The sequence below is a fragment of the Agarivorans sp. QJM3NY_30 genome (genome assembly GCF_050870855.2).
Lineage (GTDB): Bacteria > Pseudomonadota > Gammaproteobacteria > Enterobacterales > Celerinatantimonadaceae > Agarivorans.
Genome location: NZ_CP194038.2, coordinates 1834751 through 1860136 on the forward strand (window position 1 = coordinate 1834751; position 25386 = coordinate 1860136).

Sequence of the window (25386 nt, forward strand, 5' to 3'; positions counted from 1 at the left end):
TATACCTTTGTTACTTATTGCTCGTCGGAGAAATCAACCATTAAATCATCAGCTAACGATTCTAAAGATTGTTGGATAGCGATACGTTGCTGTTCATCTGCGCAGGGGACTTGTAACTGCGCGGTAAAAATCAATCCGCCCCAATTCGGCGCACTGCTAACACTGGTGGTGATTTTACTTAAACTCACGCCGAGTTGATTTAGCGCTTGAGTAACTTCTTGAACAATGCCAACACGATCATTGGCTGTCACATTGATGCTAATTTGTGTCTGTTCGGCATGGTCGTTATGGTCGCCTTCAGCGATATTGACCAATAATCCATGCTGATTATTTAGGTCATCACACAGTGCGGACAAATGTGCATCATCGACTTCAATATGTAAAATTCCTGTAAATTGCCCCGCCAGTTCGGTAAGGCGACTGGCTAGCCAATTGCCATGGTGTTTGACCACTAGCGTTGATAATTGATCGACAATACCCGGACGGTCTTTTCCAATGACGCTGACAACCAGTTGTTTCATGAATTGACTCCTACAAAGTGCTTCGCTGGGAAAATGGGTTCCCTTGTTTAAGATGCTAAGCATTGCCCTAAAGTATGCATAGCTTTTATGGATTAGGGAAGGTCTTATCCTCTTGAAATAGAGAACAAATTAGCCAAACCTACAATATAATTTTTCGGTAACAATAAACACGTATTATTGTCATAATCTCTTGCTAAAGATAGTTGAGCGGTCACTATTCGCCCATTGATTTGATATTTTTTTTAACTCTTGCATCCTGTAACAATACTGTCATAAAACTGCCATATACTTTCGCCAGACCTATTAGATTGTGAGGGAAACATGACGCAGTCAGTGTCATTTAATAGCAGTGCCCAACGGCTGATTAAGGACCGATTAACCCGCTACGGTGTAAGTGCTGGCGGGATAGTGGTGTTGTTAGCATTAATTTTAATCTTCTTTTATTTATTGTATGTGGTTGCACCGATTTTTTATGGGGCTAGTCTCGATAAACTGAAGACTATTCCATTGCATGATAGCAGTGCTACGGTCGCCATTGGTGTCGAAGAACAAAATGAAATTGCTTATCGTTTTAATATGGACGGTAGTTTGCAATTTTTTGATCTTACTAAAAATAATACCGAATACCCTAGTTATCAGCTTGACGCTGATATTACTTCAGCTGACCGTACCGTGCCGAATCAAGGTTTAGTCGCTTACGGTACTGCTCAAGGTGAAGTATTGGTCGTGACGCCTAAGTTTAGTGTTAGCTACCCTAACGATAAGCGTTTAATTACGCCAAGTCTAAGCTATCCCATGGGTGAGCAGGCCTTGTCAATTGATGAACAGGGTAAGGCTATCGTTAAATTGGCTTTCGAGCGACAAGAAGAGTCGGCGATGGTGGCTGCGATTACCGAAGATGGTCGAGGTTTGTTAGTGGCTTTGGACGCAGAGGAAAACATGTTCAGTGATTCCCTGGAGTGGACCGCTTCTCGAGCCGATATTCCTAGTTTGCCTCAAAATATTGACCAAATGTTGGTAACACCTGATTTACGCCGCTTGTATATTCGTAGTGGCAATCAACTAGCTAATTATAATATCTCCGATATCGATGATATCCGTCTGAATTCAGTGGATTTCATCAATAGTAAAGGCGCGAATGTAACTCGCTTAGCCTTGCTTTCGGGGGCCAGCTCGTTGATTGTTGCCAATGATAACGGAATTGTTACGCAGTGGTTTGATGTTGCTAAAGATGGTGTGCGTAAACTCACGCAGATCCGAGAGTTTGATGCTGGCGCAAACATTAATGACATTGGGGTTGAGTATTTCCGTAAAGGCTTTGCAGTTGGCGCAGATGATGGCTCCATTTCTTTGTTTCATACCACTGGTGGTGGTCGTTTGGTTCGAGAGGATACTAAACTTGGCACCAGCTTGAACTTGGCATTTTCTCCTCGGGCGAGTGGTTTACTGACCGAAAATGAGCAAAGCCTAACCTTCTATCATGTCGAAAATGAACACCCTGAAGTCACCTGGCAGGCGCTATGGCATAAAGTATGGTACGAAGGTTATCCGGAGCCACAGTATGTGTGGCAGTCAACTTCCGCAAGTGATGATTTTGAGCCTAAGTTAAGTCTGGTACCTATCTCATTTGGTACGATTAAGGCAGCTTTGTATGCCATGTTATTTGCAACGCCAATTGCCTTGGCGGGCGCGATTTATACCGCCTACTTTATGTCTTCTTCGTTACGTAAGGTGGTTAAACCGACGGTCGAAATTATGGAGGCCTTACCCACGGTTATTTTAGGCTTTTTAGCCGGTCTTTGGTTAGCACCGCTGATCGAGGATAACTTGCCTGGGGTGATTGCCATTATGATATTGCTGCCGATCGGATTTTTGGTGACCGCTTTTGCCTGGAGCAAAATGCCTAAACAATTGCGTCAAATGCTACCAGAGGGCTACGACGTGATGGTGTTGATCCCGGTGGTGATATTTATTGGCTGGGGTTGCATTGAAGTGAGTCCGTTGTTGGAGCTATGGTTGTTTGACGGTGATGCTCGCTTATTCTTAACCAACGAATTGGGGATCAGTTTTGACCAGCGTAACTCTATGGTGGTGGGCCTTGCCATGGGATTTGCGGTCATCCCCACTATCTTCTCGATTGCCGAAGACGCCATTTTTTCAGTGCCGAAGCACTTAAGTAATGGTTCATTAGCGCTCGGTGCAACACCTTGGCAAACCTTGGTTAAAGTGGTTATTTTAACCGCAAGTCCGGGGATTTTTTCTGCTGTGATGATGGGCCTAGGTCGCGCGGTCGGTGAAACAATGATTGTCTTAATGGCCACCGGTAATACTCCGGTTATGGATTGGAGTATTTTCCAGGGGATGCGTACCTTAGCGGCGAATATTGCGGTAGAAATGCCTGAGTCAGAAGTGGGAAGTTCACACTATCGGGTGTTGTTCTTAGCGGCCTTTGTCTTGTTTGTATTCACCTTTGCATTTAACACCATTGCTGAATTTGTGCGCCAACGTCTGCGCGACAAATATAGCTCGCTGTAATAGGGAAGTGGGAAATAACCGATGAATAAGTGGTTTAAATCAGGTAACCCGTGGATTTGGATGACCGCCGGGGCTGTTAGCATTAGTTTGGTTGCAGTTGTCGGCTTGTTGTTACTGATTGCGGCTCGAGGTTTGGTTTATTTTTGGCCGAGTCCGGTAATGGAAATGGAAGTTCACCAGTTTGGTAAAAACCAAACGGTCATTGGTGAGCTATATGAAACCGAGTTAGTTCCAATTGAGCGTTTACAAGCTTCCGGTGCGAATACCGAAGGCTTGGATGGTGCATTTGTGGAGCGCTTTTTGATCAAAACGGGTAATCGTGAATATGTGAATTTAGATTTTCGTTGGTTAAGCGAAAACGAAATCGTGTCCAAGCGCACACCTAAAAACATCGCGGTCGTCGAGCGTAGAACTAACGGTAACTTTTATGGTTATGTAGAAGGGATCATTAAAAATGGCGTGCATATTGAGGCAGCAAAAGATAATCAACATACTCAATTATTCGAGTTGTTAGATCGCTCAAATGGGATCATTAAACAAGCTGATGCTTTACAGCGGCACAAAATTGGTGGGGTGAACTATCAACTTGAGCGCTTACGTTTGAAACAGCGTCGATATGAATTGGATGATGCATTGACTGCCGAACATCTAGCGGATATTGAGGCGCAGACTAAGCAGCTACATGAAGAGTATCAAGTTTTAGAGAAGCAGTTATTTGCTTATCGAGATGAGGCTAAACGAGACCAATTAATCATTCGTGATATGCGTGGTGAATTGGTCACCATCCCGATGAACAATGTACTAGATGTGTTTTTCCCGAATGAAATGAACGGCTTTCAGAAGCTCGGACATTGGCTGCATCAGGCTGGTAAATTTGTGGTTGATGAACCGCGTGAAGCCAATACCGAAGGCGGGGTATTCCCGGCTATCTTTGGTACGGTATTCATGGTGATGTTGATGGCAGTGATTGTGACGCCGTTAGGGGTGGTTGCGGCTATTTACCTGCACGAGTATGCCGCAAATAATGGCTTCACCCGCTTGATCCGGATTGCTGTGATTAACCTGGCGGGAGTCCCCTCGATTGTTTATGGGGTATTTGGCTTAGGTTTCTTTGTTTATATGTTAGGCGGCAGTATTGATTCCTTGTTTTATACGGAATCCTTACCGACACCAACCTTTGGTTCGCCGGGCGTTATTTGGTCAGCTTTAACTTTAGCTATTTTAACTTTGCCAGTGGTGATTGTTTCTACAGAAGAAGGTTTATCGCGCATTCCTAGCGCAGTACGCCAAGGGTCACTGGCCTTAGGGGCAACCAAAGCTGAAACCTTATGGCGGATTGTGATCCCCATGGCAAGCCCGGCAATTATGACTGGTCTGATTTTGGCGGTTGCTCGTGCTGCGGGTGAGGTTGCGCCACTGATGTTAGTGGGGGTGGTGAAACTTGCGCCAACTTTACCTGTAGACGGCAATTTCCCCTTTGTTCATTTAGAACGTAAATTTATGCACTTAGGTTTCCATATTTATGATGTTGGCTTCCAAAGCCCCAATGTCGAGGCGGCACGACCTTTGGTATATGCCACCGCATTTTTATTGGTCACGGTAATCATTGGCTTAAACTTAGCTGCGATTCAAATCCGTAACCGTTTACGTGAAAAGTTTAAAACGTTAGACCAATAAGCTAACGGCAAATTTGTAGGAAAAAAAATGATTTCTTTGAATACAGAACTTCGTCGAGATACAAAATTAGATTTGGCTAACTTAAGTGCTGAACAAACCGCATTAGAGGTTAAAAATTTAGACCTCTATTATGGGGATAAACAGGCTTTGTTTGATGTATCGATGAAGATCCCTAAGGGACAAGTTACCGCCTTCATTGGTCCATCCGGTTGTGGTAAATCAACCTTATTACGTTGTATTAACCGGATGAACGATTTAGTCGATATTTGTAAGATCAGTGGTGAAATATTGCTGCATGGCCAGAACATTTACGATAAGAGTGTCGATGTTGCTGCGCTGCGTCGCAATGTAGGGATGGTTTTTCAACGCCCCAATCCATTTCCAAAGTCTATCTACGAGAATGTCGTTTATGGCTTACGTTTACAAGGGATGAAGGATCGTCGAGTATTAGATGAAGCGGTCGAACGCTCATTGCGTGGCGCGGCAATTTGGGAAGAGGTGAAAGACCGTTTGCACGATAATGCCTTTGGTCTATCGGGTGGTCAGCAGCAACGTTTAGTGATTGCGCGAGCGATTGCCATCGAGCCTGAAGTGTTGTTACTGGATGAACCAACTTCGGCCTTGGATCCTATCTCGACTTTAACCATTGAAGAATTGATTAATGATTTAAAGAGTCGTTATACGGTGGTTATTGTGACTCACAACATGCAGCAGGCGGCCCGAGTCTCCGACCAAACGGCCTTTATGTATATGGGGGACATGGTGGAATATGCGGATACTAATACCTTATTTACCACGCCAGCGAAAAAACAAACCGAAGATTACATTACAGGCCGTTACGGTTAAGTCCCCGTGACTGAGGAATTATTATGGATAAGTTGAATATGAACAAACACATCTCTGGCCAGTTTAACGCTGAGTTAGATCATGTGCGTAATCAAATTATGGCGATGGGAGGTTTGGTTGAGCAGCAGCTTAAAGATGCCTTAAGTTTATTAAATCGCCCCAACGCTGAGTTAGTGATAAAGGTCATCAATACCGATAGTAAGGTTAATTCTTACGAAGTCGCTATTGACGAAGAGTGCACTCGTATCATCGCTAAACGTCAACCAGCCGCGAGTGATTTGCGGGTCGTAATGGCCATTATTAAAACTATCGCGGATTTAGAACGAATAGGTGATGCTGCGGCGAGCATCGGTCGTATGGTTGAGCGGAATATGGATAAGCCTTTAAAGGCTTCATTGATTAGCTTAGAGCATCTAGGGCAACACACCGCGAAGATGTTGCATGACGTGTTAGATGGTTTCGCTAGAATGGATGTGGATATTGCTTGGCAAGTCCATCAAGAAGATAAAAAAGTGGATAAAGAATATGAACGACTCATCCGCGAATTGATGACGTACATGATGGAAGATCCTCGCTCCATCCCACAGGTGCTCGATGCATTAAATGCTGCTCGCGCCATCGAACGGGTAGGAGATCGTTGCCAAAATATCGCTGAGTACATTATTTACTTTGTGAGAGGTAAAGATATTCGCCATTTGGCAGGAGACGAAGTCGAAAAACTACTTTAATCTGAGTTTTTCTATTAAAAAGCTGGCAATAAGCCAGCTTTTTTATTTGCTATTTCTCAACAATAACGCTGCGACTACAGTTGATGCTGATTATTTTTGAGCAATTATTACATTTTTCACAGCTTGCTGGTCTGAGCTGTTATGACCGCAAGGTTTGTTTTATAACAAGCTATTATACGTATTCCTACCGATAGAAAAATCTCCGTTTTAAACATTTGAATCGCACAGCAAAAGCTAAACGTTTAAAAAACAATCTAAGATTATGTTTTTTAAAACCTTATATTATGTATTTTGTTTTCATTGTTTACCTTTTTGCAACGTTAACCTTTACGTAAACGTAAATCAATCAATCTCATCTCGTATCTTAAAAAACAAAAAGTAATTAAATTACGTAATTAAGTTTCATAATTAGACCTTGGTGGTAAGTTTTATCTCGCTGATAAATTCATTTTATAGAGTGATAACTTTAAATAATGCTTTGCTTTTAATTTATCTGGTGATATAAAAAACAGGCTCTTGAGGGTTAATTAAAACGGTCGTTTTAATTTATCAGAGGCTTTATACTTTAGTTTTAAGGGGCTATTCGGTGATAGGTTTTTGATGTAAGTTGAATTACAGATACGTAATAATTACATTGCTATCTTTGGTTTAAAGCCTATCGATAACTTGAGGTTTGTTGCTTTATTGTTAACTGAAGTGTTTGGCTAACTTGATGATTGCTGATTAAGTTGAATGTTCACTTGGTATGCGGTTATGCGTATATAAAGATTGCGAACATAGTAACAATATACTTAATAATGCATCCTCGTCGTCAAATAAAGGGTTTAGGTGATAACGATAACAAATCAAGACGCAGCATTATTTGGGTCGATTGACCGATTGCCGAGAGGCTAATCGCAAGTATAAGCGGTGTAAAACAAACTAGGTGAATACGCAGTACAGTTCGCTGTACTCAGGAATGAAAGTCGAAGAGGGATTGAACATGACATTAACAAGAGAACAGCAAATTCAAGCATTAGAAAAAGATTGGGCCGAAAATCCTCGTTGGAAAGGGGTGAAGCGTCCTTATAGCGCTGCAGAAGTGGTTAAGTTGCGAGGTTCGGTCATCCCTGAGAATACGATTGCTCGTCGTGGCGCAGAAAAATTATGGTCTTTGGTGAATGGCCAAGCTAAAAAAGGTTACGTGAATTGCTTGGGGGCTCTCACGGGTGGTCAAGCGGTACAGCAAGCTAAAGCAGGGATTGAGGCGATTTACTTGTCGGGTTGGCAGGTAGCGGCTGATAATAACTCTGCATCAAGTATGTATCCTGATCAGTCGCTATATCCAGTCGATTCGGTGCCTAAAGTGGTAGAGCGGATCAATAATTCTTTCCAGCGAGCTGACCAAATTCAATGGGCAAGTGGACTTTCTCCCGCAAATGGCGGTTTAGATTACTTTTTACCCATTGTGGCTGACGCTGAAGCTGGATTTGGTGGGGTTTTGAATGCTTTTGAACTGATGAAAAGTATGATTAAAGCAGGCGCTGCAGGTGTGCACTTTGAAGACCAACTCGCTTCGGTGAAAAAGTGTGGTCATATGGGAGGGAAGGTGCTGGTTCCCACTCAAGAAGCGGTACAAAAGTTGATCGCAGCCCGTTTTGCGGCCGATGTTGCCGATGTTCCAACTCTGGTGATTGCTCGTACCGATGCAAATGCAGCCGATCTATTAACTTCTGATGTTGACCCTTACGATGCAGAGTTTTTGGAGGGTGAACGTACCAGCGAAGGTTTTTACAAGGTTAGAGCGGGTATCGATCAGGCCATTAGTCGTGGTTTAGCTTATGCAGAATATGCCGACTTAATTTGGTGTGAAACTGCAACGCCTTGTTTAGAAGAAGCACGTAAATTTGCCGAAGCAATTCATGAAAAATACCCAGAGCAATTGCTTGCTTATAATTGTTCGCCTTCGTTTAATTGGCGTAAAAATCTAGATGACGAAACGATCGCTAAATTCCAACAGGAATTGAGTGATATGGGATATAAATACCAGTTTATCACCTTAGCTGGGATCCATAATATGTGGTACAACATGTTCGATTTGGCTCATAACTACGCTCAGGGCGAGGGGATGAAACACTACGTTAATATGGTGCAAGAAAAGGAATTTCAAGCTGCTGATCGTGGTTATACCTTTGTCGCCCACCAGCAAGAAGTAGGGACAGGCTATTTTGACCAAGTGACTAACGTCATTCAAGGCGGTAAGTCCTCGGTGACTGCTTTAACAGGATCTACTGAAGAAGAACAATTTAGTTAGTAATCGAACGATTGACTAAATTTGTACAGAATAAGATCAGTTTAACTGACGTTGTTCGTTAATTTGGCAGCCTTTTGGCTGCCTTTTCTGATTGAAGCGCTGTGAGGTTCAAGTTGAGTATCACTAACTCGCGTTAGTCATTTGGCGCCGAGTATATGTGAGTTTGATTTATGTCGATTGTAAATAGTGGTTAGCTTGAACTAATACTTGGCGATATAAATCCAAACAGACCGCGTCAATATCAGTGGCGTGTTGTTCTAAATCATGGGCCATGAGCACGAGTGGTGCCGGGCGGCGTAGGCGTTGGCTAATAGCTTCAAGTGTTCGGCCCAAGCTGGCCCGATGATGGTATTGATGTAACCAATCGTATTGTTGCATCCGCTGTGCGGTAAGCTTTGCCTGGGCTGGCAAGGGGAAGTTAGCGAGTTGCTGATAGCAGTGCTGAATAAAATCGCTGCGGTTTAGTATCGAGAAATCTTGCCAATGTTGACTGAGTAAATGGTCGAAATATACGTCGAGAGCGATCCCAGCATAGCGGCGTAGCTTGGGTCGAAAACAATGCTGTAAACCGGTTTTGATCACCATCTGGTCAATGAAGCTGTCGATATGTCGATGCAGTAAAATACCTTGTTGCTCAAACAGTGGATAATTTTTCCAGGCCTTACCTTTGACAAAGTCACCTAACAATGCACCGGGAATCGAACTCTTCGTTTGTTGAGCAATGTGGAAATGCGCGAGATAGTTCATTTTGTGAAACTGATGTCTGTGGTGTTATTCATTAATGATACGCACCGATAGCACCATAGATCCCTTCAATGAGCATTTGGCAACCAATAACCGCTAAGATCAGACCCATTAATCGAGTAATAATATTGATCCCTGATTTTCCGAGCAAGGCTTCTAGCTTTTGTCCAAAAATGAAGAACACGAAGGTGATCAAGCACAATAGAGCAAATGCGCTTACGGTTATCGCAATATCTTGCCAAGCATTTGAAGCTGAAAAACTCATTGCGGTGGCAATTGTTCCTGGGCCAGCCAAAATAGGTACTGCTAAAGGCGATATTGCAATATCTGTATCGCTTTCCTCTGAGGTTTTATGCATTTCGGAATGTTCTCCATGGAGCATATTGTAGCCGATGAGAAAAACTAAGATGCCACCAGTAATCCTGAGTGCTGGGAGGGTAATTCCAAACATGTGGAAAATGGTTTTACCTAATAATGCGAAGGCTAAGATGATAAAAAATGAGACCATTAATGCTTTAATTGCGATGGCTTTTTGCTGTCTTTCAGCTAACTGACCGCTTAATCCGATAAATACTGTGGTATTTGCAATAGGATTCATAATGGCAAAGAAGCCGAGGAATACCGTAATGGCGTGTTGGGTCAATTCATTCATCTGAAATCCTTATCGCTGAAGAAGATAGCGTTTACGGTCAAGGTGGTTCGCGACCGAAGTTTTTGATTTGTGGCGAGAGAGGTCGGCGATTGGTGAAGTCAGTTCATGTTTCTCAATTGCTAGCCTTTCTTACAGAGTTGCCAAAATATCGTAAGCTGAAATAAGACAGATTAACAGAGCTTTAGGCCTTTCTCGAGCTAAAAAAAATCCAGCACTAGGCTGGAAAAAAACATAAGGAATGGCTAATACGGGCTATTGCTGGAGGCTAAATAGCAGGGGCGATTAGCGGCCCCATAAATCGACTTATTCGAAACGACTGAATACGACGCTAAAGGATGGAAGCACCTCGCGATTTATGTGATGAAGAATACCGTGATATAGATCACAAAACAACTTTTATTGTAATTTTTTTACTTAATTTTTATTCTTTTTTAGTCATTTTTGTGAAAATCCAAAGTAATACAATGAACTATGTAGTAATTATACTTAATCTTCGGTGTTTTGCGGTTCTTGTTCCGCTAACATTTCTAGCAAGGATATGGCTACACCAACAAAATCTGTATCAGTAATTATGCCTAATAACCGTTTACCTTCTACGACGGGGAGGCAGCCGATACGATGTCGTTCAATGTGTTTAGCGGCTTGCTCAACACTCGCTTCGGCGGATACGGTGTGTAACTTGGTAATCATGATATGTTTTAGCATGATTTGTTGTTCATGGGCTCGTCTTTGTTCTGGAGTGGTTTTTGTTAATGATGATTCTTGCGCGGCGAGTAAGGTTCGTTCACTGACTAAACCGACCAGTTGCTGTTGCTTGTCGAGGATGGGTAGGTGGCGAATTTTGAATTCCTTACACAGACTAATCGCTTCTTCTAAGGTAGTTTGTTCAGTGCAAGTGTGTGGCGTAGTAGTCATGATGTCTGCAATTTTAATCATAACGAGCACCTCTGGTTGTCATCTCTTCTTTAAATCTAGAGGTTCTCGGTGAATTTGGGTTGATAAAAATCAACGAATTTTGTGCTTTTTCAAGGTGCGGTACAGACTTGTGGTGTTGCTTATAAAAGCGATGAAAATATCGTGAATTATCTTGCTAAATTGATGAATATCTACTGCTCATTCCCTTCGTTTTACTTCTGATCTTTGTTGCTGGTTCGAGCTTTGGTGATGGTTTTTGGGGGGATTACCGGGCTGCTTGTTATTGGCTTTAGTGAGGTCGATGGTAGGAAGCGGTGTTCGCTAGATACATCATGAAATAACAGGGAATAGGTGAGCAAGCCGAAGGGCTTGGTTGAGCATTGTTTACTTGCTCCCTATGAAACAGGGCTTAACGGTAGGCTATGAAGTCTGCCTACCGTGAGTCGTGATAAAACTGCCAATGAACACTCGATTTGCGCGAGTGTTCTCGTTTATTTCTGCTGAATGATGGCTAAAACAGTTTGTGATAGAGACGATTGGCATAGTCATCAGTCATGCCCGCAATATAATCAGCAATCACGCGTGCTTGATTACTTCCATTTTCGCCTGCTTGTAGCCAACGGGTTCGGGTATTTAGTGGCAACAAGCGCTCAGGGTCGCTGGCAAAGGCTTGAAATAGCTCCATGACGACTTGTTGGCCTTTGAAACGGGTCATTTCTATCTCAGGGGTTTGAATGACATAATGTAAGACGAAACGCTTAAGTACGTCTAAGGCTTGCGCCATGGGGGGCTCCATGGCGGCTTGTAAGTCCAATAATGGATCGTCGAACAGTTGTTGATGACGAAGCCTGATAGAGGTGATAAAGGCATTTACTAAGCTGCCTATCGCATCTTTTTGATCATAGTGATGTTGGCTGAATAGTTTTACGGATAACTCGCCAATTTCATCGGCTAACCAGCAATCTTTGATATCGGCAATCGCCGAGGCGACTTGTTCTTGCCAATCGTGGCGGCTGACAATACCCATGACAATGGCATCTTCAAGGTCGTGCACACCATAGGCGATGTCGTCGGCTAGTTCCATAATGGAGCAGTCTAAAGACTTAAAGCTGCTCTTACGATGTTGCTGGCTACTCACCTCGCGACTTTGTACGAAACGTTGGCGATCGTTTAAGCTAAAGCTGGCAAGGACCCAGTGATATAATTCACGGTCGTCATCATAGATCCCTTTCGCAGGGGTCCAATCTGCAACCTTTAACTGACGGAAGCTTTTGGCTTCTTGAGGCAGTGGTTGGCGCTGTAAGTGACTTAATAAACATGGGTATTTGATAATACCTAACAGAGTTCGTCGCGTCAGGTTCATGCCATTCGACTCGGTATACGGCTCTAATTTAGTTAAGATCCTAAAGGTTTGGGCATTGCCTTCGAATCCCCCGTGATGACGCATCATATAGTGCAGCGCGACTTCTCCACCATGGCCAAAGGGAGGGTGGCCGATATCATGAGCGAGACATAAACTCTCAATGAGATTTAATTCGGGTAAAAAGTGATGTGGTAGGTCCTTTAAGGAGTGAATGTGGCCGATAATGCCTGTACCAATCTGCGATACTTCCAGCGAATGAGTTAAGCGGGTTCGGTGAAAGTCATTACTGCCGATGCTGAGCACCTGAGTCTTGTTTTGTAAACGACGAAACGCTGCAGAATGAAGGATCCTCGCTCGATCTCGTTGCCAAGGAGTGCGATGATCATTGCGTCGTTGATTTTGTTCTTCAACAAATCTTGCTATGCCATCTTGTTCGAACAGTCCATTCATTTGGTGGGCTCCCACTACTACACATTCACTACCTTACACTACCTTTAGTAAAAATAGTATGTGCTTAATTTTAAGCAAAAAAAAGGCACCAAAAGTGCCTTACTATTTTCAGCCGAGAGCTTTAATCGACTTGCCGATAGCCATCTAAAAAATTTGCAATTCTTCCTATTGCTTCCCTTAGCTCTTCTTCTCGAGGTAAAAAAACAATCCGAAAATGGTCAGGTTTGGACCAGTTAAAGCCAGTACCTTGTACAATTAATATCTTTTCCTGCTGCAACAAATCTAGGGCAAATTGTTGGTCGTCCTTAATGTTGAATTTTTCCACATCAAGTTTTGGAAATAGATACATTGCGCCTTTGGGTTTTACGCAGCTAATTCCTGGGATATCGTTCAGCAGTTGCCAAGCAAGGTTGCGTTGTTCATATAAACGCCCCCCGGGAACAATTAATTCATTGATACTCTGATAGCCGCCGAGTGCTGTTTGAATTGCATGTTGCACGGGCACATTGGCACATAAGCGCATCGATGCCAGCATGTCTAAACCGTCGATGTAGTCCGTCGCGCGATGTTTCGGACCACTAACGAGTAACCAACCAGAACGGAAGCCACATACGCGATAAGCTTTGGATAAGCCGTTAAAGGTTAAGGTGAGCACGTCGTCAGATAATGTCGACATCGGGATGTGTAAGGCATCATCATAAATAACTTTAGAATAGATCTCGTCGGCAAATAGAATCAAATTATGTTCACGCGCCAATTCAACCAGCTCGAGAAGAATTTCTTTGCTATATACCGCTCCTGTTGGGTTATTTGGGTTGATCACCACCAAGCCTTTGGTACGAGGTGTAATTTTACTGCGGATATCGTCTATATCGGGAAACCAACCTGCTTGTTCATCACATTCGTAGTGAACTGGATTACCGCCAGATAAGGTTACGGCAGCTGTCCATAGCGGGTAATCGGGTGATGGGACTAACATTTCGTCGCCGTTATTTAGCAGTGCCTGCATCGCCATCACGATGAGTTCACTAACGCCATTACCGAGATAAATATCTTCGAGGGTGGTGCTACGTAGTCCTTGTAACTGGTAGTGGTGCATTACTGCTTTACGGGCCGAAAATAAACCTTTGGAGTCGCAGTAACCCTGAGCTGTCGGCAGGTTATGGATCACATCGACTAGAATTTCTTCAGGCGCTTCAAAATTAAACTCTGCAGTATTGCCAATATTTAACTTCAGTACACGGTGACCTTCTTCTTCAAGGCGTTTGGCTTGCTTTAATACAGGACCTCGTATGTCATAACAGACATTGTCGAGTTTATGGGATTTCGCTATTTGATACATGATAGTTACAGCCTTAGATGGATATGCTTATTAACTTATTTTTTGAGCTTGCTTGCAAGCCTTTGCGATGAGTATTTATACTTTTTTAGAATTTTTTATGGCTGATGCGATTTTGTGCGATGAGTTGATGATAAACTGCTACTTATAGTAGATTTTTCATTGTGAGACTATGTTAGAACTCAAGCATTTAAAAACCTTACAAGCGCTTCGAGAAAGTGGCTCCTTGGTGGTTGCCGCTCAGCGTTTATGTTTAACTCAGTCCGCTTTATCTCATCAACTCAAAGATCTTGAATCACGTATTGGCGCTAAACTATTTGTCCGAAAGACCAAACCATTACGCTTTACCATGGCGGGTTTAAGAGTATTAGACTTGGCCGATAATGTTATAGAACAGGTACAGCATACAGAGCGTGAATTGAGCCGTCTAGTTGGCGGTCAGGCTGGGCGGCTGCATCTCGCCATTGAGTGTCATAGTTGTTTTAATTGGTTGATGCCCGCTATCGATCATTATCGTGGCTTGTGGCCAGATGTGGAATTGGACTTTAGCAGCGGATTTAGTTTTGAACCCTTACCCGAACTTGCGTTGGGGCAGTTGGACTTAGTGATTACTTCTGATCCCCAAGTGTGGGAAGGGATTAGTTATTGGCCATTGTTCTCCTATCAACCGACATTAGCGTTAAGTCCTAATCATCCCTTGGTGAATAAACCGATCATCGAACCGGAAGATTTTTCCAAGCAAGTGCTAATTTCCTATCCTGTGGATAGTCATCGTTTAGACCTCTTTAATTTGTTTTTGGACCCCGCTGGTGTGGAGCCCTTGGCGATCCGTAAAGTTGATATGACCATCATGATGATGCAGTTGGTTGCCAGTGGCCGGGGAGTTGCGGTATTGCCCAATTGGGCATTAACTGAATATGTTAATAAAGGTTATATCGTGACCCGCCCCTTAGGGGATGGAACATTGTGGCAAAACCTTTACGCAGCCCGAGCTCAAAGTCATCAAGATAGTGCCTACATTGAAGCCTTTCTAGACATTGCCCGCGAGCATTGCTTTAGCCATTTAGAGGGGATCAAACCGATAGTCTAAAACGGCTTTTATTGAGTTATTAGATGGGGTCGATGGCAATCAATTGATTATCGAACATATTCTTGATAAGGCCCACAAATTCATCGATAAACTGTTGCTGCTGCTGGGTTGGACTGCTCATCCAAACACCAGATAAGACTTGTTCTAAGTCATTCATCACCGCGTCCATTTCGCGAATAACGGTGAAGCGATGTTCACTATCGAGGTGCTCGTGTTGGCGACACACTAACATCACGTTGTCAGATAACTTTTCAGTGACATAATCGCATATTGTTAACGGATTCTGTTGTGCCTGCGTATGTTCAAATAACGCAAGATTGTCACTTAAGAAGCCAATTAGCTGAACGTAGCCTTCACTATCAGTTACCATCGTTCTGTTTCCCTCTTCAACTTTATCTTTATCTGTTTAGTGTATAACGAAATATGACTTAAAAAAAATGTCAGTGAACAAATATGTTAGCTCTATAAGGTCTGAGTTAACTCAGCAGACTGAATATAGGCTTGATTACAAGAATTGGGTAGATAAAGTCTCGGATTCGCCCGTTTTAGATCGCTTAAATGATATTCTAACAAACGCTTGTCTATGGGAGCTGTGCTTTCAGTTTGTTGTAGCCAATTGACTAAGGATTTTGTGTTCTGTGCAAATGCCTGTTCTAAGTCGACGATTTGTTGTTTAGTTTTTTGTATTTGCTCCACATTTAGGGGGGAACGCTGTACTAAATTAATCAGGTAAGGCGTCAGCTTGTGGGCTTGTTTAAAATAACTATCACGAATAGGGACAGGAGACAGCTTCAATTGCTGCTGGCGTTCTAGTTGACCGCAGATATGATTCGCTTTAAGTAAGCCTACGGTTTGTTGGATCACTTGGTTGATATCAAAACCTTCGCCGTACATTTCATGGATCCCAGTGGCTAAGTCATGTTTAGCCAGCCGTAATTTGGGAAAGTTGAATTGTTCTCGAGTAAACACTCTTACTCGGTTAGGGGCCGCATGCCGGGGGACGATAATCGCCAGTTGATCGCGCTTTTGCTCAAAATATAGGTTGGCAATCGCGTGCTGTTGTTCACTTAAGCTAATCAGCCGACCACTAATTTGGCAATCTACGGACTTAGGTTTATCACCGATCTGGTTGGCACTAACATATTGTTGAGGATAATCGGGTAATGCCTGAACTTGTCCCAGTTGGCGCTGCAAATAGTGAGTTGCAATGGCGGCACGACAAATGGCGGTTTCATCTAATGGCTCGATGTTAAATACCTTCCAGGCAATTAATGCAACCATGAGTATTAACATACTGCTACTCATAACAATCAATGGTTGCCGTCGAATGATCATAACTGCCTCGTAAACTAGAAAATAATAGCCATAGTGTGTTTATCTGTTGTTTTTCAAAAAACTAAAGGACTATTTAGAATTATAGCGTCTTACTTGGCAGCGCTTGATCTTCTTTTCTCGGTGAATTTTCTAGCTAGCTTAAACTCGGCGCATACGTCGTGTTAGCACGCCAACAAGCTGTCTAGCAGAATTGCCAATTTAAAGTTCTTTACAGGACAAATTTTACAACCTTGTAGTGTGAACTTATGGCCGACTAAGGCCGCGTGCGTTTGGTGATTATTTAAACTTGCTGTTTAATTATTTAAGGCAAAGCAGCGTTTGAGAAAACTAGTGCCGGCATGAATCATTGCGCGTCGCGTGGCGATTGATTCGGTTCTTATTTTAAAGTCATCGTTTCGTCGTTAACAATTAGCTGACTGCTTGGGGCGAATGCCCCAACTTTAAATATTATGCTCGTTATTTTAGGCGGTTTTTTGTTTGACCGGAGGTCGCGTCGCTAATTCGATCCTTCCTTTGGGTTTACTACAACAGGTGAGGACTTGGCCTTGGGGAATATTGGCTAAAGGGGGCGTGGAATATTCAACTTCCCCCTTTAATAGGGTGTTTCTACAAGCGCCGCAGACACCTTCTCGACAATGATATTCAGGATTAAATCCTGCCTGCTCAAAGGCTTCTAGAATACTGCGATGGTGGCTATCAACCACCACCTCAATACCATCAGCGATCACTCGGCCTTCTTGATGCGGCATTACAGCTCAAAATCCTCAAAGTCATCGACTGCAATGGTTGAGTCAATTTGTCCGACGAGGTAGGAACTGATTTCAGCTTCTTGTGGTGCGACCTGTACATTGTCTGAAACTAGCCAAGAATTTATCCAAGGGATCGGGTTACTGCGGTCTTCAAAGCAAGGGTGTAAACCCACGGCTTGCATTCGGTTATTGGTTATATATTCAACGTATTGACAGAGGATCTCTTCATTCAAACCTATCATTGAACCGTCTTTAAATAGGTACTTGGCCCATTGTTTTTCTTGTTCAGCTGCATCGGTAAACATCCGCCAAGCGTCTACCTCACATTCGGCCGCTATTTCGGCCATCTCAGGATCGTCTTTCCCTTCGCGCATTAAATTAATCATGTGCTGGGTGCCTGTGAGATGAAGAGCTTCGTCACGGGCAATGAGCTTAATGATTTTGGCATTGCCTTCCATGAGTTCACGTTCAGCAAAGGCAAAAGAACATGCAAAGCTTACATAGAAGCGAATTGCTTCAAGTACATTAACCGACATTAAACAAAGGTAGAGTTTCTTTTTCAACTCACGAAGTGAGACGGTGTAAGGCTTGCCATCGAGCAGATGTTCTCCTTCGCCATAGAGGTGATACATTGAAGAGGCTCGAATTAAATCGTCGTAATATAGTGCAATGTCATTGGCTCGTTTGATGATTTCTTCGTTTTCCATGATGTCATCAAAGACTTCACCGGGATTTCCCATCACATTACGAATAATATGGGTATACGACCGCGAGTGGATGGTTTCACTGAAAGCCCATGTTTCTATCCAAGTTTCGAGTTCAGGTAGGCTCACCAAAGGCAATAGAGCGACATTGGGAGAGCGTCCTTGAATACTATCAAGCAAGGTTTGGTATTTTAAATTACTAATGAAAATATGCTGCTCATGTGCGGGCAATTTTGCATAATCGATGCGGTCTCTGCTGACATCCACTTCTTCTGGACGCCAGAAAAATGACAATTGCTTTTCAATTAATTTTTCAAAGATAGGATGACGTTGTTGGTCATAACGAGCCACGTTTACCGGCTGACCAAAGAACATGGGTTCTTTGGTGGCATCGTTGGCTGTTTGGGTAAAAATTGAGTAGTTCATCTACATTATTCCTAACAATTCTTTGCGCCTAAGCGCGTAAACTTGGCTTAAATTTTACATGCACCGCCGGCGCAATCATCATCTTCTGGCTCGGGTTTCATATTATCGTGCTGGTCGCTAGCGCCATCACGAGTATTATGATAATACAGAGTTTTTACGCCATATTTATAGGCGGTTAGCAGGTCGGCAATCAAGATTTTCATGGGGACTCGATTACCCACAAAGCGTGATGGATCGTAGTTAGTATTAGCCGAAATACTTTGGTCAACAAACTTTTGCATTAAACCCACTAATTGCAAATAACCGTCATTATTTGGGATATCCCAAAGTAATTCATAGCTATTTTTGAGGTTTCCAAAGTCAGGCACCACTTGTTTTAGAATGCCGTCTTTACTGGCTTTTACACTGACGTAACCGCGTGGTGGTTCAATGCCATTGGTCGCGTTGGAAATTTGGCTGGAGGTTTCCGATGGCATCAAGGCTGATAAGGTTGAGTTACGTAAGCCGTAAGTGGTTATTTCTTGGCGTAATTCTTCCCAATCGTAATGCAGCGGCTCGTTGCTTAATTGATCCAACGATTTTTTATAGGTATCGATGGGCAGAATACCTTGCGCATAGGTGGTCTCATTGAACATCGGGCAGGCACCTTGCTCCTTGGCAAGACGCATCGATGCTTTTAACAGCCAGTACTGGATTGCCTCAAAGGTGCGGTGGGTTAAATTGTTGGCACTACCGTCACTGTATTTGGAACCATTCTTAGCCAAATAATAGGCATAGTTAATGACCCCAATCCCTAAGGTGCGACGGCCAAATGACCCTTTTTTCGCTGCTAGTATGGGGTAGTCTTGGTAATCGAGTAAGCTATCTAAGGCTCGAACTGCAAGATCTGACAAGTCTTCCAATTCGTTGAGATCTTCAATCGCCCCTAAATTGAAAGCCGATAGAGTACATAGGGCGATTTCACCATTCTCGTCATGCACATGCTGTAACGGTTTGGTGGGCAGTGCAATCTCTAAACAAAGGTTTGATTGACGAACTGGTGCTTGAGCCGGATCAAATGGGCTATGAGTATTACAGTGGTCGACGTTTTGAATATAAATACGTCCGGTAGAAGCACGTTCCTGCATCAATAAAGAGAACAAATCAACGGCTTTAATCGCCTGTTTACGGATACTAGCGTCTTGCTCGTATTTTAGATAAAGCTGCTCGAAGGTATCTTGATCTTCGAAAAATGCATCATATAAACCCGGTACATCGCTGGGCGAAAATAAAGTGATGTTTTCACCCTTCACCAAACGTTGGTACATTAACCGATTCAGTTGCACCCCGTAGTCCATATGACGAACTCGGTTATCATCAACGCCTCGGTTGTTCTTGAGTACTAATAGTGACTCGACTTCGAGATGCCAGAATGGATAGAAGATAGTTGCAGCGCCACCACGCACACCACCTTGTGAACAGCATTTAACCGCCGTTTGAAAATACTTATAGAAAGGGATACATCCAGTATGGAAGGCTTCTCCCCCACGGATCTCACTACCCAAGGCGCGGATCCGTCCAGCGTTGATGCCGATCCCTGCGCGCTGTGATACGTAAGTTACAATCGATGATGCGGTGGCGTTGATGGACTCTAAGCTATCACCACACTCAATCAATACACAGGAGCTGAATTGACGGGTTGGGGTGCGTACTCCCGACATGATCGGTGTTGGCAAGGAAATCTTAAATAAAGAGGTCGCATCGTAAAAACGGCGAATGTAATCCAAGCGAACTGATTTGTCATAATGGGCAAATAAACAGGCTGCTACTAGGATATACAAAAATTGGGCACTTTCGTAGATCGTGCCAGTGACGCGGTTTTGTACTAGATATTTACCTTCCAGTTGTTTTACTGCTGCATAGGAAAAGTTCATATCGCGCCAGTGATCGATAAACTCATCCATTTGGGCAAATTCTTCCACGGTGTAGTCTTTCAGCAAATGCATGTCATAAAGACCCGCTTCACATTGTTTGACCACATGTTCGTAAAGCTTCGGTGGTTCAAACTGACCGTAGGCTTTTTTTCGTAAGTGGAAAACTGCTAAACGAGCGGCTAAAAATTGGTAATCGGGCGTTTCTTGAGAAATTAGATCTGCAGCCGCCTTGATAATCGTTTCATGGATATCTTTGGTGGCCATACCATCGTAGAATTGAATATGTGATTTTAGTTCGACCTGTGAAACGGATACATTTTTAAGGCCCTCGGCGGCCCATGTAATCACTCGGTGAATTTTATCCAAATTAATGGCTTCTTGTTTACCGCTACGTTTGGTTATCAGTAGATCTGTATTCATGAATGGAGGGCCTATATCCTAATTTTGTGCTACTGGCTGTCTAGTATGGCAAATATTGCCTGACTACTAGATATAGTGTTTATAAATTTATTTGATACAAGATAATGAGGTTTTGTCGATTTCGCAAGACTTGGAAAAATGAAGAACTTGTGCATAACATGCGGATAATTGCTATATGTTAGTGCTTACTAACTAGCTATCCATGTGACTTTGTTAGCGTGGCGTTAATGCAAGTTCTTTTTGCTATAAAAATAGAAAATTATTTATTTTTATGAAAACTTGAAGCGGTTTATAATTTAGCCAAATGTTTGGCGATTAGCTGTTCAAGTTGCTCACTTTTTTGACAGTGTAAATCGGCTTGCCAAGTGTGGATATTGTCATTTTCCGAAATATAGCCCCATTCGGCTAAAATAGTCGTCATCTGGGTGTTGTTTCCAGCTTCGATGTCACGCAGAGCGTCGCCAACATACAAACAATGCTGTGCTGCTACTTTGAGTTGTTGGCAGGCATGTAACATGGGTTCCGGATGCGGTTTCCGCTGGCTAACCGTATCGCCTCCGACTAGCGTTGCACAGCTCGCAAACTCAGTAAAGTAAGCAAGTAACTGCCGACTTAAACTTTCAGGTTTGTTTGTCACGATCCCCCAAGGTGTAGATGTTGCATCTAAGTAGGCTAAGGTTTGCTGAATGCCAGGGAATAAATTAGTGTCGATGCAGATGTTCGACTGATAAAAGTCGAGTAATTGTTGACGCAGTTTGGTTTGCTCTTGTTGATGCCAACTTTCGCCAAAACCAAAACCCAGTAGCCCCATGGCACCATGGGAGCTTAAAGTTCGAGCATCACTTAAACTAATGAGTGGTTGCTGGTGCTGCGCTAGTACATGATTTGCGGCCGCTGCAAGATCAGGCGCGGTGTCTAATAAAGTACCATCTAAATCAAATAGTACCGCAAGTTTATTGTTCATCCTGATCCTGCTTGGCAAGTTGTAACATGTAATTCACATCGACATTAGGGCTTAAGCGAAAGTGCTCAATCACTGGGTAAAATTGTACCCCGGTAATGGCCTGACTTTGTAGGCTGTGCTCATCAGCCCAGCTGAGCAACTCTGAAGGACGGATAAATTTATCATGCTGATGGGTTCCGTTGGGAACCAGCTTGAGCAGTTTTTCTGCCGCCAGAATCATAAACAGGTAGGCTTTTGGGGTACGATTGATGGTTGATACAAAGAGGTAACCGCCGGGCTTGACCAATTTGGCGCATGCTGCAATTACCGAGCTTGGATCGGGCACATGCTCAAGCATTTCCATGCATGTCACCACATCGTATTGGGCAGGCTGTTGTTCGGCGTGCTGTTCGGCGGTGGTCTGCAGATAAGTTAATTGTGCCCCGGTTTCTAAGGCGTGCAATTTGGCGACTTCAATTTGCTCTTGCCCCATATCGATCGCAGTCACATCAGCCCCTCGCAGGGCCATACTCTCGGCTAATATTCCGCCACCACAACCGATGTCGAGGACTTGCTTGCCAAATAGTCCCTTGGCTCCCCGCTCAATATAGTCGAGACGTAATGGATTGATCTGGTGCAGGGTTTTAAAATCCCCTTGTTCATCCCACCAACGGGAGGCTAAGCCTGCAAAATGTGCTATTTCTTGGTGGTCAACATTTTGGCTGTTATTTGGCTGTTCCATTGGTCTCTTTATCCAAGTCATTATTTATAAGTATTATAAGAACTTGTTCATCCTAGCCACAAGCTTTTGTTGAATTCCGGTAGTTTTTCATTTTTCTAAAAGAAAAGAGCGACATCAGGCCTGTTAAGGCGTCGGTTTTATGGTAAAGTTCTCGATTACGCTGAGTAATTGTAACAAGCAATAAAAACGAAGGATTTTGTCGTCTATGAGCGATCTTGCAAAAGAGATCATGCCTGTCAATATTGAGGATGAGCTGAAAAGTTCCTACCTTGATTATGCCATGAGCGTGATTGTTGGACGCGCCTTACCAGATGTACGTGATGGTTTAAAACCTGTGCATCGCCGGGTGTTGTTCGCAATGAATGTACTAGGTAACGATTGGAATAAGCCTTACAAAAAATCTGCCCGTGTGGTCGGTGATGTTATTGGTAAATATCACCCCCATGGTGATAGTGCCGTTTACGATACAATTGTGCGGATGGCACAGCCGTTCTCCTTACGTTATATGTTGGTAGATGGGCAAGGTAACTTTGGTTCGGTTGATGGTGATTCAGCTGCAGCAATGCGTTATACCGAAATCCGTATGGATAAGTTGGCGCACTCTTTACTGGCTGACTTAGAAAAAGAAACCGTTGATTACGTCCCCAACTACGATGGTACCGAGCAAATTCCTGCGGTGTTGCCGACTCGGATCCCGAACCTGTTAGTGAACGGAGCTTCGGGCATTGCGGTGGGCATGGCCACCAACATTCCACCACATAACCTCACCGAAGTGGTGAATGGTTGTTTGGCAATGATCGAAAATCCTGAGATCACCATCGACGAATTGATGGAATATATCCCTGCGCCGGATTTCCCTACCGCGGGTATTATTAATGGCCGCGCAGGCATTATTCAAGGCTATCGAACTGGTCGCGGTAAAGTGTCGATTCGAGCGAAAGCGGAAGTCGTCACCGACAAGGCCGGCAAAGAAACGATTATTGTTCATGAGATCCCTTATCAGGTGAACAAGGCTCGACTGATCGAGAAGATGGCCGAGTTAGTAAAAGATAAAAAACTGGAAGGTATATCTGCATTACGTGATGAATCCGATAAGGATGGCATGCGTATTGTGGTTGAATTGAAACGCGATGCAGTGGGCGAAGTTGTATTAAACAACTTATATTCACAAACCCAGATGCAAGTGTCCTTCGGCATGAACATGGTTGCCTTGGATAATGGTCAACCGAAGATTTTTAATCTTCAAGAGATGATCGAATGCTTCATTCGTCACCGCCGCGAGGTTGTGACACGCCGTACGGTATTCGAATTACGTAAAGCCCGTGATCGTGCGCATATCCTCGAAGGTCTAGCGATCGCGCTAGCCAATATCGATGAAATTATCGAGCTGATTAAAACCTCTCCGACTCCAGCCGAAGCAAAAACGGCTTTACTTGCTAAAGGTTGGGACTTAGGTGGTGTTGCGGCGATGCTCGAGCGTGCAGGCGATGATGCGGCTCGTCCTGATTGGCTAGAGGCCGAGTTTGGTATTCGAGATGGAAAATATTTCATCACACCGACTCAGGCACAAGCTATTCTCGAATTACGTTTGCATCGTTTGACCGGTCTTGAGCATGAGAAGATCATTGCAGAATACAAAGACTTATTAGATCTGATTGCTGAACTGTTGCATATCTTGAATACCCCGACTCGTTTGATGGAAGTGATCCGCGACGAGTTGATTGAAGTGCGCGAGCAATTTGGTGATGAGCGTCGCACCGAAATTTCAGCGAATAGCTCCGATCTGTCGATTGAAGATCTGATCAATGAAGAAGACGTGGTGGTGACGCTTTCCCATGAAGGCTACGTCAAATACCAACCTTTGAGCGAATATGAGTCACAGCGTCGTGGTGGTAAAGGCAAAGCCGCCACCAAGATGAAAGACGAAGACTTCATTGAGAAGTTGCTGGTGGCAAATACCCACGATACGGTCTTGTGTTTCTCAAGCGTCGGTAAAGTGTACTGGATTAAAGTTTATCAATTGCCGCTGGCGAGTCGTCAAGCGCGTGGTAAACCGATTGTCAACTTACTGCCATTGGGTGATGATGAGCGAATTACCGCGATTTTGCCCGTTCGTGAATATCAAGAAGACAAATTCATCTTGTTTGCAACGGCGAATGGCACCGTTAAGAAAACCCCGTTAACCGCCTTTAAGCGGCCATTATCCAGCGGTATCCGCGCGATTAACTTGCATGATGACGATAAGCTGATTGGCGTTGATATCACCAATGGTGACAACGAAATCATGTTGTTCTCTGATGCGGGTAAAGTGGTGCGCTTTAACGAGAAGCAACGGGATAGTGAGACGGGTGCGGTGAAACTCGATCCTGAAACCGGTGAAGAGCTGTTGGCCTTACGTCCAATGGGTCGTACCGCTGCCGGGGTTCGTGGGATTTCGCTTGACGCCGGTCAGAAAGTAGTCTCGTTGATTGTGCCAAATGGAGACGGAGACATTCTAACCGCCACCGAAAATGGCTATGGTAAACGAACTCGTTTAGATGAATATCCGGCGAAGAGCCGCGCGACCAAAGGTGTGGTATCGATTAAGGTGAGTGAGCGGAATGGCTTAGTGGTGGGGGCCGTGCAGGTGACCGAACTACAAGAAATGATGCTGATTACCGACGGTGGTACCTTGGTTCGTACTCGGGTCCATGAAGTTTCGTTGGTTGGCCGCAATACCCAGGGGGTAACGTTAATTCGTACTACCGAAGGTGAAAAGGTGGTTGGTCTACAACGGATTGACGAAATCGAAGAGGCAGAGTTTGAAGACTTAGCCGATGGTGAAGTAGCGGAGCAAAACGCTGAGGCTTCCCTCGACAACGATAACTCAGCCGCTGCCGAAGATGATTCGGCGGCCAGTGAGACTGATGCCGAATAGTCATCGGCTATAACATAAACGGGCGGCTTCGGTCGCTCGTTTTTGTTTGAGAGACCCGCCAAACCATTGGTATAGCCTATTACA

The 25386-nt window shown here is 43.8% G+C and carries 20 protein-coding genes; 7 read left to right on the plus strand and 13 right to left on the minus strand.

The genetic code is table 11. From position 1 onward, the window contains the following. Window positions 1-14: 14 nt before the first annotated feature. Window positions 15-521, minus strand: a complete 507-nt coding sequence (locus tag ACRRSX_RS08445; RefSeq protein ID WP_432453649.1) for a glycine cleavage system protein R — start codon at window positions 519-521, stop codon at window positions 15-17. Window positions 522-842: 321 nt separating this feature from the next. On the opposite strand from ACRRSX_RS08445, the gene ACRRSX_RS08450 reads away from it, so the two are divergent. From ACRRSX_RS08450 to aceA, 5 genes are all read left to right on the plus strand, one after another. Then, on the plus strand, window positions 843-3056 hold the full coding sequence (locus tag ACRRSX_RS08450; protein ID WP_432453648.1) for an ABC transporter permease subunit: 2214 nt from the start codon (window positions 843-845) through the stop codon (window positions 3054-3056). A 21-nt stretch (window positions 3057-3077) separates the two neighbouring features. Continuing rightward, the gene (pstA, locus tag ACRRSX_RS08455) at window positions 3078-4733 is read left to right on the plus strand and encodes a phosphate ABC transporter permease PstA (RefSeq protein ID WP_432453647.1); all 1656 of its coding nucleotides are present in this window, start codon (window positions 3078-3080) and stop codon (window positions 4731-4733) included. Window positions 4734-4760: 27 nt separating this feature from the next. After that, window positions 4761-5579, plus strand: a complete 819-nt coding sequence (gene pstB, locus ACRRSX_RS08460; RefSeq protein ID WP_432453646.1) for a phosphate ABC transporter ATP-binding protein PstB — start codon at window positions 4761-4763, stop codon at window positions 5577-5579. Between the two features lie 23 nt (window positions 5580-5602). Beyond that, window positions 5603-6307 carry a phosphate signaling complex protein PhoU gene (gene phoU, locus ACRRSX_RS08465; protein ID WP_432453645.1) on the plus strand — a complete coding sequence of 235 codons (705 nt, stop codon included), beginning with the start codon at window positions 5603-5605 and terminating at the stop codon, window positions 6305-6307. 982 nt (window positions 6308-7289) lie between these two features. Then, window positions 7290-8600 carry an isocitrate lyase gene (gene aceA / locus ACRRSX_RS08470; RefSeq protein WP_432453644.1) on the plus strand — a complete coding sequence of 437 codons (1311 nt, stop codon included), beginning with the start codon at window positions 7290-7292 and terminating at the stop codon, window positions 8598-8600. 168 nt (window positions 8601-8768) lie between these two features. On the opposite strand, the gene ACRRSX_RS08475 is transcribed toward aceA, so the two are convergent. The 5 genes from ACRRSX_RS08475 to ACRRSX_RS08495 all read right to left on the minus strand — a co-directional run bounded on the left by ACRRSX_RS08475 (window position 8769) and on the right by ACRRSX_RS08495 (window position 14066). Next, window positions 8769-9347, minus strand: a complete 579-nt coding sequence (locus ACRRSX_RS08475; RefSeq protein ID WP_432453643.1) for an ACP phosphodiesterase — start codon at window positions 9345-9347, stop codon at window positions 8769-8771. 31 nt (window positions 9348-9378) lie between these two features. Further along, entirely contained in the window at window positions 9379-9996 is a 618-nt protein-coding gene (locus ACRRSX_RS08480; RefSeq protein WP_432453642.1) for a MarC family protein, read from the minus strand. A gap of 486 nt (window positions 9997-10482) precedes the next feature. After that, window positions 10483-10932 carry a CBS domain-containing protein gene (locus ACRRSX_RS08485; RefSeq protein ID WP_432453641.1) on the minus strand — a complete coding sequence of 150 codons (450 nt, stop codon included), beginning with the start codon at window positions 10930-10932 and terminating at the stop codon, window positions 10483-10485. A gap of 490 nt (window positions 10933-11422) precedes the next feature. After that, complete coding sequence (locus tag ACRRSX_RS08490) at window positions 11423-12724, minus strand: anti-phage deoxyguanosine triphosphatase (RefSeq protein WP_432453640.1); 1302 nt, start codon at window positions 12722-12724, stop codon at window positions 11423-11425. Window positions 12725-12845: 121 nt separating this feature from the next. Further along, entirely contained in the window at window positions 12846-14066 is a 1221-nt protein-coding gene (locus tag ACRRSX_RS08495; RefSeq protein WP_432453639.1) for a pyridoxal phosphate-dependent aminotransferase, read from the minus strand. A 169-nt stretch (window positions 14067-14235) separates the two neighbouring features. On the opposite strand from ACRRSX_RS08495, the gene ACRRSX_RS08500 reads away from it, so the two are divergent. After that, a complete protein-coding gene (locus tag ACRRSX_RS08500; protein ID WP_432453638.1) occupies window positions 14236-15153 on the plus strand; it encodes a LysR family transcriptional regulator in 918 nt (305 codons plus the stop codon). Between the two features lie 19 nt (window positions 15154-15172). Here ACRRSX_RS08500 and ACRRSX_RS08505 read toward each other — a convergent pair whose 3' ends face one another. The 7 genes from ACRRSX_RS08505 to ubiG all read right to left on the minus strand — a co-directional run bounded on the left by ACRRSX_RS08505 (window position 15173) and on the right by ubiG (window position 22385). Next, window positions 15173-15523 (minus strand): DUF3802 family protein, encoded by a 351-nt coding sequence (locus ACRRSX_RS08505; protein WP_432453637.1) that lies wholly within the window; start codon window positions 15521-15523, stop codon window positions 15173-15175. Between the two features lie 92 nt (window positions 15524-15615). Further along, complete coding sequence (locus tag ACRRSX_RS08510) at window positions 15616-16446, minus strand: hypothetical protein (RefSeq protein WP_432453636.1); 831 nt, start codon at window positions 16444-16446, stop codon at window positions 15616-15618. Window positions 16447-16949: 503 nt separating this feature from the next. After that, window positions 16950-17237 (minus strand): class I ribonucleotide reductase maintenance protein YfaE, encoded by a 288-nt coding sequence (gene yfaE, locus ACRRSX_RS08515; protein WP_432453635.1) that lies wholly within the window; start codon window positions 17235-17237, stop codon window positions 16950-16952. Beyond that, window positions 17237-18367 (minus strand): class Ia ribonucleoside-diphosphate reductase subunit beta, encoded by a 1131-nt coding sequence (nrdB, locus tag ACRRSX_RS08520; RefSeq protein WP_432453634.1) that lies wholly within the window; start codon window positions 18365-18367, stop codon window positions 17237-17239. Before nrdB ends, yfaE begins: the two co-directional genes overlap by 1 nt. 47 nt (window positions 18368-18414) lie before the next feature. After that, window positions 18415-20700, minus strand: a complete 2286-nt coding sequence (nrdA, locus tag ACRRSX_RS08525; RefSeq protein ID WP_432453633.1) for a class 1a ribonucleoside-diphosphate reductase subunit alpha — start codon at window positions 20698-20700, stop codon at window positions 18415-18417. Window positions 20701-20989: 289 nt separating this feature from the next. Further along, window positions 20990-21664, minus strand: coding sequence for an HAD family hydrolase (locus tag ACRRSX_RS08530; RefSeq protein ID WP_432453632.1), 675 nt, complete (start codon window positions 21662-21664; stop codon window positions 20990-20992). Next, a complete protein-coding gene (ubiG, locus tag ACRRSX_RS08535) occupies window positions 21654-22385 on the minus strand; it encodes a bifunctional 2-polyprenyl-6-hydroxyphenol methylase/3-demethylubiquinol 3-O-methyltransferase UbiG (protein ID WP_432453631.1) in 732 nt (243 codons plus the stop codon). Before ubiG ends, ACRRSX_RS08530 begins: the two co-directional genes overlap by 11 nt. A gap of 205 nt (window positions 22386-22590) precedes the next feature. Between ubiG and gyrA the strand changes: the two genes are divergently transcribed. Then, a complete protein-coding gene (gene gyrA, locus ACRRSX_RS08540; RefSeq protein ID WP_432453630.1) occupies window positions 22591-25302 on the plus strand; it encodes a DNA topoisomerase (ATP-hydrolyzing) subunit A in 2712 nt (903 codons plus the stop codon). Window positions 25303-25386 lie beyond the last annotated feature (84 nt).

Bases quoted from the DNA above. Each gene is read 5' to 3' on its own strand.
- ACRRSX_RS08445 (WP_432453649.1), bottom strand. From the start codon at position 521: ATGAAACAACTGGTTGTCAGCGTCATTGGAAAAGACCGTCCGGGTATT.
- ACRRSX_RS08450 (WP_432453648.1), top strand. From the start codon at position 843: ATGACGCAGTCAGTGTCATTTAATAGCAGTGCCCAACGGCTGATTAAG.
- pstA (WP_432453647.1), top strand. From the start codon at position 3,078: ATGAATAAGTGGTTTAAATCAGGTAACCCGTGGATTTGGATGACCGCC.
- pstB (WP_432453646.1), top strand. From the start codon at position 4,761: ATGATTTCTTTGAATACAGAACTTCGTCGAGATACAAAATTAGATTTG.
- phoU (WP_432453645.1), top strand. From the start codon at position 5,603: ATGGATAAGTTGAATATGAACAAACACATCTCTGGCCAGTTTAACGCT.
- aceA (WP_432453644.1), top strand. From the start codon at position 7,290: ATGACATTAACAAGAGAACAGCAAATTCAAGCATTAGAAAAAGATTGG.
- ACRRSX_RS08475 (WP_432453643.1), bottom strand. From the start codon at position 9,347: ATGAACTATCTCGCGCATTTCCACATTGCTCAACAAACGAAGAGTTCG.
- ACRRSX_RS08480 (WP_432453642.1), bottom strand. From the start codon at position 9,996: ATGAATGAATTGACCCAACACGCCATTACGGTATTCCTCGGCTTCTTT.
- ACRRSX_RS08485 (WP_432453641.1), bottom strand. From the start codon at position 10,932: ATGATTAAAATTGCAGACATCATGACTACTACGCCACACACTTGCACT.
- ACRRSX_RS08490 (WP_432453640.1), bottom strand. From the start codon at position 12,724: ATGAATGGACTGTTCGAACAAGATGGCATAGCAAGATTTGTTGAAGAA.
- ACRRSX_RS08495 (WP_432453639.1), bottom strand. From the start codon at position 14,066: ATGTATCAAATAGCGAAATCCCATAAACTCGACAATGTCTGTTATGAC.
- ACRRSX_RS08500 (WP_432453638.1), top strand. From the start codon at position 14,236: ATGTTAGAACTCAAGCATTTAAAAACCTTACAAGCGCTTCGAGAAAGT.
- ACRRSX_RS08505 (WP_432453637.1), bottom strand. From the start codon at position 15,523: ATGGTAACTGATAGTGAAGGCTACGTTCAGCTAATTGGCTTCTTAAGT.
- ACRRSX_RS08510 (WP_432453636.1), bottom strand. From the start codon at position 16,446: ATGTTAATACTCATGGTTGCATTAATTGCCTGGAAGGTATTTAACATC.
- yfaE (WP_432453635.1), bottom strand. From the start codon at position 17,237: ATGCCGCATCAAGAAGGCCGAGTGATCGCTGATGGTATTGAGGTGGTG.
- nrdB (WP_432453634.1), bottom strand. From the start codon at position 18,367: ATGAACTACTCAATTTTTACCCAAACAGCCAACGATGCCACCAAAGAA.
- nrdA (WP_432453633.1), bottom strand. From the start codon at position 20,700: ATGAATACAGATCTACTGATAACCAAACGTAGCGGTAAACAAGAAGCC.
- ACRRSX_RS08530 (WP_432453632.1), bottom strand. From the start codon at position 21,664: ATGAACAATAAACTTGCGGTACTATTTGATTTAGATGGTACTTTATTA.
- ubiG (WP_432453631.1), bottom strand. From the start codon at position 22,385: ATGGAACAGCCAAATAACAGCCAAAATGTTGACCACCAAGAAATAGCA.
- gyrA (WP_432453630.1), top strand. From the start codon at position 22,591: ATGAGCGATCTTGCAAAAGAGATCATGCCTGTCAATATTGAGGATGAG.